General features: G+C 74.3%; 11 protein-coding genes. 7 read left to right on the forward strand and 4 right to left on the reverse strand.

What is annotated here, in order from left to right; genetic code table 11:
• Positions 1 to 91 precede the first annotated feature (91 nt).
• Complete coding sequence (locus ACFWJW_RS27390) at positions 92 to 586, reverse strand: DUF3145 domain-containing protein (RefSeq protein ID WP_042154367.1); 495 nt, start codon at positions 584 to 586, stop codon at positions 92 to 94.
• A 323-nt stretch (positions 587 to 909) separates the two neighbouring features.
• Here ACFWJW_RS27390 and ACFWJW_RS27395 point away from each other — a divergent pair, with 323 nt between their 5' ends.
• The 3 genes from ACFWJW_RS27395 (at position 910) to ACFWJW_RS27405 (ending at position 3,751) form a co-directional block, all read left to right on the forward strand.
• Complete coding sequence (locus tag ACFWJW_RS27395; RefSeq protein WP_387246392.1) at positions 910 to 1,824, forward strand: SGNH/GDSL hydrolase family protein; 915 nt, start codon at positions 910 to 912, stop codon at positions 1,822 to 1,824.
• A gap of 50 nt (positions 1,825 to 1,874) precedes the next feature.
• Positions 1,875 to 2,921 carry an aldose epimerase family protein gene (locus tag ACFWJW_RS27400; RefSeq protein WP_387246394.1) on the forward strand — a complete coding sequence of 349 codons (1,047 nt, stop codon included), beginning with the start codon at positions 1,875 to 1,877 and terminating at the stop codon, positions 2,919 to 2,921.
• A gap of 128 nt (positions 2,922 to 3,049) precedes the next feature.
• Positions 3,050 to 3,751, forward strand: a complete 702-nt coding sequence (locus tag ACFWJW_RS27405; RefSeq protein ID WP_387246396.1) for a DUF4097 family beta strand repeat-containing protein — start codon at positions 3,050 to 3,052, stop codon at positions 3,749 to 3,751.
• Positions 3,752 to 3,839: 88 nt separating this feature from the next.
• On the opposite strand, the gene ACFWJW_RS27410 is transcribed toward ACFWJW_RS27405, so the two are convergent.
• Positions 3,840 to 6,368, reverse strand: a complete 2,529-nt coding sequence (locus ACFWJW_RS27410; RefSeq protein WP_387246398.1) for a glycoside hydrolase family 3 protein — start codon at positions 6,366 to 6,368, stop codon at positions 3,840 to 3,842.
• A gap of 140 nt (positions 6,369 to 6,508) precedes the next feature.
• On the opposite strand from ACFWJW_RS27410, the gene ACFWJW_RS27415 reads away from it, so the two are divergent.
• Entirely contained in the window at positions 6,509 to 7,252 is a 744-nt protein-coding gene (locus tag ACFWJW_RS27415; RefSeq protein WP_387246400.1) for a TetR/AcrR family transcriptional regulator, read from the forward strand.
• Between the two features lie 102 nt (positions 7,253 to 7,354).
• Here ACFWJW_RS27415 and ACFWJW_RS27420 read toward each other — a convergent pair whose 3' ends face one another.
• Positions 7,355 to 7,903, reverse strand: a complete 549-nt coding sequence (locus ACFWJW_RS27420) for a hypothetical protein (protein ID WP_387246402.1) — start codon at positions 7,901 to 7,903, stop codon at positions 7,355 to 7,357.
• 18 nt (positions 7,904 to 7,921) lie between these two features.
• On the opposite strand from ACFWJW_RS27420, the gene ACFWJW_RS27425 reads away from it, so the two are divergent.
• The 3 genes from ACFWJW_RS27425 (at position 7,922) to ACFWJW_RS27435 (ending at position 11,341) form a co-directional block, all read left to right on the forward strand.
• Complete coding sequence (locus ACFWJW_RS27425) at positions 7,922 to 8,128, forward strand: hypothetical protein (protein ID WP_387246404.1); 207 nt, start codon at positions 7,922 to 7,924, stop codon at positions 8,126 to 8,128.
• Between the two features lie 363 nt (positions 8,129 to 8,491).
• Positions 8,492 to 9,784, forward strand: a complete 1,293-nt coding sequence (locus ACFWJW_RS27430) for a pyroglutamyl peptidase (RefSeq protein ID WP_387246406.1) — start codon at positions 8,492 to 8,494, stop codon at positions 9,782 to 9,784.
• Positions 9,785 to 9,946: 162 nt separating this feature from the next.
• Positions 9,947 to 11,341 carry a nitrilase-related carbon-nitrogen hydrolase gene (locus ACFWJW_RS27435; RefSeq protein ID WP_387246408.1) on the forward strand — a complete coding sequence of 465 codons (1,395 nt, stop codon included), beginning with the start codon at positions 9,947 to 9,949 and terminating at the stop codon, positions 11,339 to 11,341.
• A gap of 56 nt (positions 11,342 to 11,397) precedes the next feature.
• Here ACFWJW_RS27435 and ACFWJW_RS27440 read toward each other — a convergent pair whose 3' ends face one another.
• Entirely contained in the window at positions 11,398 to 12,321 is a 924-nt protein-coding gene (locus ACFWJW_RS27440) for a ribokinase (protein WP_387246410.1), read from the reverse strand.
• Between the last annotated feature and the right edge of the window lie 40 nt (positions 12,322 to 12,361).

The following is a 12,361-nucleotide window of genomic DNA, read 5'->3' on the forward strand; positions in this document are numbered from 1 at the left end:
GAGCCGAGACGAAGCGAGCGCAGCGAGTGAAGTGCACCAGGCGCCGCGAGGCCCGCCCTACGGGCGAACGACGGGACTTTGAAGACAGGCCCTAGACGACCTGGTGGAGCCAGCGGACCGGGGCGCCCTCGCCCGCGTAGCGGAAGGGCTCCAGTTCGTCGTCCCAGGGTTTGCCGAGGAGCTTGGCGACCTCGGCGGCCAGCTCGGTCTCGCCGCTCGCCGAGCGGGCGACCGCGGCGCGCAGCCGGTCCTCGGGGATGAGGATGTCGCCGTGGATGCCCGTGACGGCGTGAAAGATCCCCAGATCGGGGGTGGAGCTGTAGCGCTCGCCCTCCGCGGTGGAGCAGGGTTCCGCGGTCACCTCGAAGCGCAGCAGATGCCAGCCGCGCAGCGCGGAGGCCAGCTTGGAGGCCGTACCGGCCTCGCCCTGCCACGAGAACTCGGCTCTCCACGTGCCCGGGGACGCCGGCTGGCGGATCCAGTCGAGGTTGACGCGCACACCGAGGACGCCCGCGACGGCCCATTCGACGTGCGGGCACAGCGCGCGCGGAGCGGAGTGGACGTACAGAACTCCACGTGTCGTCACCGGGACCTCCAGTGCGGTTCGAGGTTCGCCTTCCCCAGCGGCCTCGTGCCCGTTCCGGTTGCGGCCGGGACAGTTGCCATTCTGCCCCAGCGGTCACTTCGGCACCAGCATGCTGGTGACCTACAGTAAACACCATTGGGCGGAATTTGCCGCAAAAGGGACAGGAAATGACGTGATGTAATTTGTCTGTGCCGACTGCACTTGCCACTTTGGGTCACCGCCCGGCAAGCACGGGGCAAAGCTATCGCGCGGTGCCGGTCGAGGGGGTGACGTACCGTCGGTACCCGAAGAGATATCACTCGCACGCCGGAGGGGGACAGGGGATGACGCGGATCGATCGGCCCTTTCGCAGCCGGCGCCGCCGCTTCGCCCTCCGCTCCTCACGCACCGTCGCCATCGGTTCCGCACTGGTGATCGCCCTCACCGCCTGTAGTGGTGACGGCTCCGCTCCGCAGTCCGGCGCCGGGGGCAAGCGGAAGGCCGCCAAGGCGCCGGTGTGGCGCACCAACCCCCGCTCGATCGCCGCCCTCGGCGACTCCATCACGGTCGGCTTCGACGCCTGCACGGTCCTCTCCGACTGCCCGCAGGTCTCCTGGGCCACCGGCACCGACCCCAAGGTCGACAGCCTCGCCCGACGACTGGTCAAACGTCCTGCCACACACAGCTGGAACCTCGCCCGGACGGGTGCGCTGATGCGCGACCTGCCGGACCAGATCACCGCGGCCGCCGACCGGAAGCCCGAGTTGGTCACGGTCCTGATCGGCGCCAACGACGCCTGCCGGCGCGACGTCCGCTCGATGACCCCGGCGGGCGCCTTCCGCGCCGACTTCGCGCGGTCCATGAAGTATCTGCGGCGCGCCCTGCCGCACACCCAGGTGTATGTCGCGGCGGTGCCGGATCTGCTGCGGCTGTGGTCGGAAGGGCGCAAGAACCCGCTCGGCAAACAGGTGTGGAAGCTGGGCATCTGCGGGTCCATGCTGCGCGATCCGGACGATCTGACGAAGGCGGCGCACGACCGGCGGGCGGAGGTCCGGGGCCGGGTGATGGCGTACAACACGGCGCTGGCGGAGGTGTGCGGCACCGACCCGCTGTGCCGGTTCGACAAGTCGGTCTTCGACTACCGCTTCACGGGGCGGCAGTTGAGCACCTGGGACTGGTTCCACCCCGGCACCGGCGGCCAGAAGGAGCTGGCGGAGCTGGCGTTCCGCGCGATCACCCGGCCCGGCCGCGGCAGCTGAACACGCTGCCCCGGCGCCGCCCGGTGGCCGGCGGGCATAGGGTCGCTGCCATGAAGACGCAGGTCAGCAGGGAAGCCTTCGGCGCGCTGGAGGACGGTACGCCCGTCGACCGCTGGACCCTGGAGTCGGGTCCCGGCGGGGTGCGGGTCCGTGTCCTGACCTACGGCGGGATCATCCAGACGGTGGAGGCCCCGGACCGGGACGGGGCGCGGGGACAGCTGGCGCTGGGCTTCGCCGACCTCGCCTCGTATGCCGCGCACGGCGGGTCACACTTCGGCGCGCTGGTCGGGCGGTATGCGAACCGGATCGCCGGGGCGTCGTTCCGGCTCGACGGCCGGACCTGGGAACTGACGCCGAACAACGGGCCGCACAGCCTGCACGGCGGGCCGCGGAACTTCTCCCGGGTGGTGTGGGACGCCCGGCCGGTCGACGGCGGTGTGCGGCTGCACCGGGTCTCCCCGGACGGCGAGGAGGGCTTCCCGGGCGCCCTGGACGTCAGCGTCACCTACACCCTCTCCCCCGGCGGCGCGCTGCGCCTCGTCTCCCGGGCGCGGACCGACGCGCCGACCGTCGTCAACCTCACCAACCACACGTACCTCAATCTGGGCGGGGACGGCAGCGGCAGCGCCACCGGGCACGAGCTGCGGCTGGCGGCATCCCGGTACACACCGTGCGACGCCGGCGGCATTCCGGTGCCCGGTGCACCCGCCGAAGTGGCCGGCACCCGCTTCGACTTCCGGACGGCGCGCGCGGTGGGCGGCGCCTTCGACCACAACTTCGCGCTGGACGGCGGGGTGTGCCACGCGCCGCGCACCGTCGCGGAGTTGTACGACCCGGGCTCCGGCCGCGCCCTGACGCTGGCCACCACCGAGCCCGGTCTCCAGCTCTACACCGCCGGTCATCTCGACGGAACCCTGACCGGCACCTCGGGCGTCCCCTACGGCCCGGCGGCCGGACTGGCCCTGGAAACCCAGCACTTCCCGGACTCCCCGAACCGCCCGGACTACCCCAGCACGGTGCTCCGGCCCGGCGGGACCTATCGCTCGGAGACCGTGTACGGCTTCTCGGTGCGGCCGCGGAGTGCGGGACACCCTTAGGGGCACGGCCGCGCGAAGGTCATCCTGTGCGGCGACGCCAAATGCGGGGTCGGGGCGGAACGATGGCACTGATCGGTTGTCCGGTCCGTTCCGTTTCCGTTCACTGCTGCCCCGGGAGACCTCTCACCATGGCCCGCCTGCGTACCTCCGCTCTCGTGCTGTCCTGTGCCGCCGCGTCGGCCGTGCTGATGACCGGCTGTTCCCTGACGGGGTACGGCCCGGCGAAGGAGGCGGAGCGTACGTACACCGTGCCCGGCAAGGTCACCGCGCTGTCGGCGACGACGCACGGCGGGAACATCGAGGTCGTCCCGGTCGACGCCGGCGGCCAGGTGAAGGTGACGGAGAAGTACGTCTACAACGAGCGGAAGCCGAGCCCCGCGCACGGGGTCAAGGACGGCCGGCTGACGCTGGAGGCCGAGGACTGCGGCATGGGGCGCCGGTGCGAGGTGGCCTACCGGGTGCTGCTGCCGCGCAACGCCTCGGTCGATCTGCGGACCAGCGGCGGGGACATCACCGTCCGCGGCGCCACCGGCGGCATAGCCGCGGAGACCAGCGGCGGCGACATCACCGTCAAGGACTCCACGGCCCGCACGGCGAAGGCGCGGACCAGCGGCGGCAACGTGGATCTCGCGCTGTCCACGGCGCCCGACGAGGTGTCGGGCCGCACCAGCGGAGGCAATGTCACCATCCGGCTGCCGAAGGGCTCCTACGCCGTGGAGGCCACGACCAGCGGCGGCGACAGCAAGGTCTCCGTCCCGACGGACAAGGGCTCCGCGCACAAGGTCACCGCACGGACGAGCGGCGGCGATGTGTCGGTGGTGCCGTCATGAGGGGAGGGCCGCGATGAGGGTCCGGACGGGCGCGTGCCGGGACCGGCGGGGGCGGCCCCGGGGAGGAGCGCCCCCGCCTCCGGAGCCGTCAGCCGACGGTGACCTCCGCCGTCAGCCTGCGGTCGTCGACGCTGCGCGCCGCCTCCACGCGATAGACGCCCTTGACCCGCTGCCAGTCGCCGCCCTCCGCGTCCCAGACCGCGAACGCCCGGTCCGGAAGCGGGATTTCGGCCTCGGCGCTCTCCCCGGGGCCGGCCTCGACGACCGCGAAGCCGGCCAGCCAGCGCGCCGGGCGCTCCGGAGCGTCGGGGGCGGCGTCCTCGGTGGGCGCCAGATAGATCTGGACGACCTCGCGGCCGGTCCGGTCGCCCGCGTTGCGGACGCGCACCCGCACCGAGTCCGGGGTGGTGTCCAGCGACTCGTACTCCCAGTCGGTGTAGCCGAGGCCGTGACCGAAGGGGTAGGCGGGCGCGACGGCGGACCGCTGCCAGGCGCGGTAGCCGACGAACACCCCCTCGGCGTAGTCGAGTCGGCCGCCGGTCGGGGTGACGGTGGTGACCGGGGCGTCGGCGAGGCGGGCCGGCCAGGTGGTGGGCAGCCGGCCGCCCGGCTCATGGGCGCCGAGCAACACGTCCGCCAGCGCCGCCCCGGCCTCCTGCCCGGGGAACCAGCTCAGCAGCACGGCGGGGACCTCCTCGCGCCACGGAAGTTCCACCGGCGAGCCGGAGTTGACGACCACCACGGTGTGCGGGTTGGCGGCGGCGACCCGGCGGACCAGCTCGTCCTGGCGGCCGGGCAGCCGCAGATCGCCGCGGTCGAAGCCCTCGGACTCGGTCTCCTCGGTGGTGGCGACGACGACGATCGCCACATCGGCGTCGGCCGCGGCCCGGACCGCCTCGGTGATCTCCGTGTCCGCATCGGCCCGCGGCGCCCGGTGACCGAGCAGGAAGTGCAGCGCGGCCGGCCCCTCCCCGGAGCCTCCGGGGTGGTCCGGCACGTACCGCAGCGTGACCTCGACGGGCTCGTCCGCCGTCAGCTGCGCCGTCACCCGCCGCTCGACGGGGTTGAGGAACGACTCGAAGGGGTCGCCGCCCTCCGGTGCGCAGTGGCCGTCGAAGAGCAGCGCGCCACCGACGGTCAGCCGCAGCTCACCGGTGCCGGCGACGGCGAAGGTGTGGCGGCCGGTGTGCCGCGGGGTGAAGCTGCCGGTCAGTTCGACGGCGCTCAGGTCCTGCCGGCTGACGCCCTCGGGGAAGCGGCCCATCACCTGCACCGTGCCGTCGCGCTGCGCGGTCTCGGCGAGCAGCCGGCCGTCCGCGGCCAGGTAGCGGGCGCGCAGCGTGAAGCCCTCACGGGCGCGCGGGACGCGGGAGTGCGGATCGGCGCCGGCCGCGAAGGTGAGCTCTACGTCGTCGGGCAGCGCGGCGCGCAGCCCCTCCAGCGGGGAGACGACCGCGTCGGGAAAGACGGTCGCGGACCCGCCGCCGAGCACCCGGGCCTCGCGCGCGGCCGTCCCGATGACGGCGACCCGACGGACCGCGGCGGCATCGAGCGGCAGCGCCCGCCGCGCACCCGCCACCGGCTCGTTGCGCAGCAGGACACACCCCCGCCGGGCGACCTCGCGGGCCACCGTCCGGCCGTCGATCCCCCGCGGGACACCGGCCGGGTCGACCGCGGCCGGCACCCCGTCCAGACACCCCGTGCGGGCGGCGAGCAGCAGCACCCGGCGCACCGCGTCGTCCACCTCCGACTCGGCCACCGCTCCGCCGCGGACGGCCTCGGCGAGCCGCGCGCCGTAGACCGTCCGGGGCCCCGGCATCGCCACGTCCAGGCCGCCGCGCAGGGCGCTCACGGTGTCGCGGGCGGCCGTCCAGTCGGAGACATTGCAGCCGTCGAAGCCCCATGCGCCGCGGAGCACGTCCTGGACCAGCGCGCGGTGTTCGGTCATCGTCGAGCCGTTGACCTGGTTGTAGGCGGTCATCACGCCCCAGGGGCGGGCCTTTTCGACGATGTGCTCGAAGGGCGCGAGATAGAGCTCGCGCAGCGGGCGGGGGGCGATGCGGTTGTCGACGGTGAGCCGGTCGGTCTCGGCGTCGTTGCCCACGAAGTGCTTGACGGTCGTACCGACGCCGCCCTCCTGCACCCCACGGACATATCCGGCCCCGATCTCGCCGATGAGCAGTGGGTCTTCCGCATAGCACTCGAAGTGCCGGCCGCCCAGTGGTGAGCGGTGCAGATTGACGGTCGGCGCCAGCAGGACGTGCACGCCCTTGCGGCGGGCCTCCTGGGCGAGGAGGTGACCGGTCCGGCGGGCCAGCTCCGGGTCCCAGGTGGCGGCCAGCGCCGTGGGGCTGGGCAGCACCACCGAGGGGTCCTCGGGGCTCCACTCCTGGCCCCGCACCCCGACCGGCCCGTCCGACATCACCATTGACCGGAGTCCGATCGCGGGCACGGCCGGCAGCGTCCACATGTCCTGGCCGGACAGCAGCCGGGCCTTGGTGTCGAGGTCGAGTGCGGCGAGTGCCCGCTCGACGGCCGCGGCGTGCTCGTGCGCGCGGTCCCGGGCATGATGGTGGGCGGCGTCAGCGGCGGGGCCGTGAGGATGGTGGTCGGTCATGCGGCTCTCCGGTGTTCCCTGAATGGACGTGCGGACCCCCTGTCCGGATTCTTACCGGCCCACCTGTCAACCGGTAGGCACCGTTACTTTTCCGTTACATCAGTCGTACGGGATCTCCACGGGAGAGTTACGCTCGGCCGGTGACTGCACGAGACCAGGACGGACCCCGCGGCGGCGGGCCGGGCGCGCGGCGCGCCGGCGGCGGGCGCGAGGCCCAGCGCGCGGAGCGGCGCGCGGCCATCCTGGAGGCCGCCATGGAGCTGATCGCCGAGCGCGGCTACCGCCGTACCTCGCTCGCCGCCGTCGCCGAACGCGCCGGACTGACCCAGCAGGGCCTGCTGCACCACTTCCCCACCAAGGAACTGCTGCTGGTGGGGGTGCTGGAGACACGCGACCGCTGGGATCTGGCCTCGGCCGCCGCGGCGGCCGGCACCCGGCACACCGACACCCTCGCCCAGCTCGTCGACTACAACGCCACCCGGCCCGGCCTCGTCCGGACCTACACGGTGCTGGCCGCCGACAGCGTCACCGAGGACCACCCCGCACGCGCCTTCTTCGAAGGCCGCTTCCGTGCCGTCCGCGCCGGGATGGCCGAGGTGCTGCGGGCCGAATGCGGCGACACCCTGCCCGGCGGTCTGACCCCGGAGCGGGCGGCGCCACTGCTGGCCGCCGTGATGGACGGGCTCCAGTTGCAGTGGCTGCTGGACCCGGAGGACGTGGAGATGCCGGCGGCCTTCCGGGACTTCCTGGCGCTGCTCGGGTGCGGGCAGGGGCGGACCGGCGGGGCCGCGGAGGGGCGGACCGACGGGGCCGCGGAGAGGCCGGGCGGAGAACCCGGGGAGGGGCCGGGCGAGGAGCCGGGAGACGGCCCGGGCGAGGGCTGACACCCGGCTGACACCGGAGTCCCGCAGACCTCGTGGACCCTGCCGAGCCCGCGGACCCCGCCGAGCCCGTAGACCCCGCCGACCCCGTGGGCCCTGGTGCAGCTAGCGGGCCGGAGCGAGGCAGGAGACCGTCATCCGGTCCGGGCTGTAGGTGAGGTCGGCGAGCAGCTCGCCGTCGGCGCAGACGTCCTTGGAGGTGTTGAGCCGGCGGGTCACCTTGTACTCCGCGTCGGCCGCACCGCAGTCCACGATCTCCAGGTCCTGGTCCTCCCAGTCGCCTTCGTTGCGGACGCAGTCACCGACCGCGAGGGTGGGCGCCTGCCCGATACCGGCGCCCTCGACGAACGCGCCGAGCACGAACAGGGTGGGAATCGCCAGCACCACCAGCGCCATCGGCACCAGGAACAGCAGCGCCACCGGCCGGCGCAGCAGCGACCGGCCCGGGTCGAGCGAGGGGCCGAACCCTCCTACGGGGGCGGCCAGTTTGCGGAAGCGGCTCCGGGGGCCGAGGTTCATCAGCAGGGTGACCGGGGTGATGGCCACGGACAGCGGGCCCCACCAGCCCTGCCACAGCGTCTTCGCGGACATCTCCCGGTAGGTGGCCAGCCCGCAGGAGCGGCAGAACATTCCGCTGCGGCTGAGGAAGCGCATCAGGAGGAGGAGTCCCTGGTGCCCGCGGACGGTGGCCTGCACGGCGGGCCGGGCCCCGCAGAGCCCGCAGCCCGGGTCGGCGGTGTACGGGTGCGGGTGTGGGTGCGGGTGTGGAGGCGGGTGCAGGGGCGGCTGACGGTCGTACGGATACCGGGCCGGCTGCCCCGGCTGCGGGTCGTACGGGCCGATGGGCGGCTGCGGGTGGACGGCGCCCGCGGGCTGTGACAGGTGGGGTGCTGTGGACTGTTGCGGGTGGGCGCCCGCGGGCTGTTGTGGGTGGGGCCCCATGGGCGGTGGTCCGTACGGCTGGGCATACGGGTGCGGGCCGTGCGGCGGTGGCGGAGTGGCCACGGAGATCCCCCTGAGTCTCGTGGAGTGCGCCGGACGCGGCGGCGGACCGGCGCGGACCGGTCCCGACCGGACCGGACCGGACCAGGAACCCTATCCGCGGTCACCCGGCACGCACCGGGCCGGGTCGAGTGCTCAAGTCGTGGTCCAAGTCGGGGGCTCAAGTCGGGGGCAGGAACAGGACAGCGGGGAGGCCGGCGCCTCTACCGCCCCCACGCCCACAGCGCTTTACTCGCCCCCATGAGACGCATACGTACCAGGATGGGCGCGCTCGGTGTCGCGCTGATGGCCGCCGTCCCGCTGGCCCTGACGGCTCCGGCCACCGCGGCCCCCGCGACGGACGGCACGGTGGAGGAGGGGCGGCTGACGCAGGCGGCGCCGCAGGAGATCCTGCGGCGCAGTGGATTCGACGTGTGGGAGCGGGAGTTCGCGCGCGGGCTGGCGCGGGTGACGAGCTACCCGGAGGCCCGGCGCTTTGTCGCGGCCGAGGGGCGGGCGCTGTGGCGGCGGGCCGTGGACCGGGCGCAGGGCCGCGGGCCCGACGGCGGCGATCTGAGCCGGGACGACGACCGTCCGCTGTATTGGGCGCGGCTCGGGATGACGAAGGAACTACGGCAGTGGCAGCCGGAGTTCGGGCTGTCCGAGGACCGGCGCGACGCCCTGCTCGGGTCACTGGAGCGGGGTTCGCGCGGGCAGGACTCGATCGCGCTGCCCGCCGGGAAGGAGGTGCTGCGGGTGATGGTGACCGGCTTCGACCCGTTCCAGCTGGACGCCGATGCCCGGCGGAGCAATCCGTCGGGGGCGGCGGCGCTCGCGCTGGACGGGACGACCGTGCGGACCGCCTCCGGGAAGCCCGCCCGGATCGAGACCGCCGTCTTCCCCGTACGGTGGGCCGACTTCGCGGCGGGCACGGTGGAGCGCACCCTGCTGCCGCACTTCCGGAGCGGCCCGCGGCAGGCCGATCTGTTCACGACGGTCAGTCAGGGGCGGCCCGGCCGGTTCGATGTCGAGCGGACCAACGGGGCCTGGCGGGGCGGCTATCCGGACAATGTGCGGGATGCGCGCACGGAGCTGGTGCCGATCCCGGCGGGGGTGCCGACCGTGCGGCCGCAGCCGCAGTGGACGACCACCAGCCTGCCGTACGCGCGGATCGTGGCGGCCGGCACCGGACCGTACCCGGTGGTCGACCACACCGCCGTCACCGAGATCCCGGCGGGCGGCGGCGCACCCGTCGACCGGCCGGACGGCCCGACCCCGGGCTCCACGGCGCGTGCCGGGGGCGGCGGGGACTATCTGTCCAATGAGATCGCCTACCGGGCGACGCTGCTGAGGGACGCGGTGCGGCCGGCGATCCCGGGCGGGCATCTGCACACGCCGGTGCTGGAGTTCGGCCCGGACAACACCGACCCGACGAACGGCCAGGTCACCGACCCCGTCTTCGTACGCAACCGGACCGCGATCACCGGGCAGGTGCGGGCGGTCGTGACGGTGGCGGCGTCGGAGGCGGCGGCACGGGCGGCGGACCGGAAGTAGCCGGACCGGCGTTGCCTTGGGCGGGCGGTCCGGCGGCGGGAGAAGCCACCGGACCGCCCGGACCACCCGGGACCACCCCGATCGGCCCGGCCCGCCCCGCCCGATCCGTCCGGTCCCGCCCGATCCCGCCCGGTCCCCCGGCCCGCCCGGCATCATGGGCGAATGATCATTGCTGCCGCACAATTCCTCCCGGTACCGGGCGATATCGAGGCCAACGCCGCCCGGATGGCCGGGCTCCTCACCGAGGCCGCCGGGCGCGGCGCGGGGCTGGTGGTCTTCCCCGAACTCGCCCTGACGCACTACGACCTGGCCCTGATAGCCGCCGACCCGCTGGGCATGACGGTCACGGCGGACGACGCCCGGCTGGCACCCGTACGGGAGGCATGCCGGGCGACCGGGACCGCGGCGGTCGTGAACGCGGCGGGCCGCGCCACCGGCGGCGGGTCCCGTCCGGCCCTCTCCTCGTTCGTCATCGGCCCGGACGGCGCCCTGGTCACCCGCTACGACAAGGTCCATCTGTACGGGGACGAGAACACGGTGTTCGCGCCGGGCACCACCGACGGCCGCTGCACCCTGGGCGGCATCCGGTTCGCGCTCGCCACCTGCTTCGACAACAGCGTCCCCGAGGTGGCGGCGCGGGCCGCGGCGGACGGCTGCCGGGTGTCGCTCGCCAGCTCCTTCCACGGCTCGGCGGAGCGCGTGGCGCGGTATGCCCAACAGGCGCGGAACCACGGTCTGCATGTGCTGCTCGCCAACGGCATGGGGACCGGCGGCTCGGCCTCGGGGTGCGGCCTCAGCGGCGCCTGGCTGCCGTCGGGCGAGCGGGTGGCGGCGGCCGCCGAGTGGACCGGGCCGGTGCCGGGGGACGGCGCGGAGCTGGTGTTCACCGATGTCCGCGACCGGATCACGCTGATGGCGGACCCGGCGGTGGCCGCGGTCCCCGTCGAGGAGTGCGGTGAGCCGCTGGTGGACGTACGGACCGCGGCGCCCGCGCTGCTCGTGGCCGAGGACCGGAACGACCCGCTCGGCGCCTTCGCCCATCTGCGGGAAGGCGTGCTCCAACGGCTGCTGGCGGCGCAGGAATCGCTGCCGGACGGGCTGCGGTTGCAGTTCGTCGAGGGCTACCGGCCGCCGGGGCTCCAGCGCCGCTACTTCGAGGAGTACACGGACGAACTGCGCGCCGCCCACCCCGACTGGGACGCCGACCGGCTCCATCAGGCCGCCAGCCGCTATGTGTCGCCGCCCGGGATCGCACCGCACAGCGCCGGTGGTGCGGTGGACCTCACCCTCGTCACCGCCGAGGGGGAACCCGTCGACATGGGGACCCCGATCAACGCCTCCCCCGAGGAGAGCGACGGCGCCTGCTACACGGCCGCGCCGGAGCTGACGCCCGTCGCCCGCGCCCACCGCCGGGTGCTGAACACCGCGCTGACCGCCGCCGGTCTGGTCAACTACCCCACCGAGTGGTGGCACTGGTCCTACGGCGACCGCTACTGGGCGCTGGCGACCGGCGCGGACCATGCGCTGTACGGGCCGAAGGAGCTGGACGGGCGGTGAGGTGACGGCGGTTGCCGGGCGGCGCCGAGCGAGGCCGGCCGGTGCCGCCCCCGGCCTCAGCCCTGCGGCTGCTCCGGCGCCAGCACCTCCAGCTCCGCCCGGGTCGGGTAGGACGGCTGGGCGCCCGGCTTGGTGACGGCGGCGGCGCCGACCCGTACGGCGAAGCGCGCCGCCCCGGGCAGCGTGTCGCCGCGGGCCAGACGGGTGGCGAGGGCGCCGGTGAAGGCGTCGCCGGCGCCGGTGGTGTCCACGGCCTTGACGCGTACGCCCGGGACGGTCTCGGCTCCGGAGGCGTCCAGGACCAGCGCGCCCTCGCCGCCGAGGGTGACCACGACGGAGCGGGCGCCCAGGTCGCGCAGGGCCTGCGCCCATTGGGCCGGGGTGCCGTCGGCCAGCCCGGAGAGCTGCCGCGCCTCGTGCTCGTTGACCACCAACGGGTCGGCCACCGACAGAAGTTCGGGGGCCGGCGCCGCGGCGGGAGCCGGGGAGGGGTTGAGCACGACGCGGGCACCGGCCTGCTCGGCGGCCGCGGCGGCGGCCCGTACGGACTCCATGGGGATCTCCAGCTGGAGGGAGACCACGGCGGAGGCGGCGATGGTGTCCTTCGCGGCGGCCACGTCCTGCGGGGAGAGCGCGGCGTTGGCGCCCGGCGAGACCACGATGCTGTTGTCACCGTCCGGATCGACGATGATCATCGCGGTGCCGGTGCGGGCCGCCTCGTCCACGATGACCGGGGTGACATCGGTGCCCGCGGCGCGCTGGGCACCGAGCAGCAGCTCCCCGTACGCATCGCCGCCGACCCGCGCCAGCAGCGCGGTGCGCCCGCCGATCCGGGCGGCGGCAGCGGCCTGGTTGGCGCCCTTGCCGCCGGCCGATTCGACCAGGTCCGTGCCGAGCACGGTCTCGCCCGCGCCGGGCCGCCGGTCGACCCGTACCGTCAGATCCGCGTTGGCCGAGCCGACCACCAGGACGTCATACATGCACCGCTCTCCCACTTCTTCTCATCTGTCCTTCCCGGCC

This window comes from Streptomyces sp. NPDC127097 (assembly GCF_042724075.1).
GTDB lineage: Bacteria > Actinomycetota > Actinomycetes > Streptomycetales > Streptomycetaceae > Streptomyces.

Coding starts and splice junctions, on each gene's coding strand:
- ACFWJW_RS27395 (WP_387246392.1), top strand. CDS start 910: ATGACGCGGATCGATCGGCCCTTTCGCAGCCGGCGCCGCCGCTTCGCC.
- ACFWJW_RS27400 (WP_387246394.1), top strand. CDS start 1,875: ATGAAGACGCAGGTCAGCAGGGAAGCCTTCGGCGCGCTGGAGGACGGT.
- ACFWJW_RS27405 (WP_387246396.1), top strand. CDS start 3,050: ATGGCCCGCCTGCGTACCTCCGCTCTCGTGCTGTCCTGTGCCGCCGCG.
- ACFWJW_RS27410 (WP_387246398.1), bottom strand. CDS start 6,368: ATGACCGACCACCATCCTCACGGCCCCGCCGCTGACGCCGCCCACCAT.
- ACFWJW_RS27420 (WP_387246402.1), bottom strand. CDS start 7,903: ATGCGCTTCCTCAGCCGCAGCGGAATGTTCTGCCGCTCCTGCGGGCTG.
- ACFWJW_RS27430 (WP_387246406.1), top strand. CDS start 8,492: ATGAGACGCATACGTACCAGGATGGGCGCGCTCGGTGTCGCGCTGATG.
- ACFWJW_RS27435 (WP_387246408.1), top strand. CDS start 9,947: ATGATCATTGCTGCCGCACAATTCCTCCCGGTACCGGGCGATATCGAG.
- ACFWJW_RS27440 (WP_387246410.1), bottom strand. CDS start 12,321: ATGTATGACGTCCTGGTGGTCGGCTCGGCCAACGCGGATCTGACGGTA.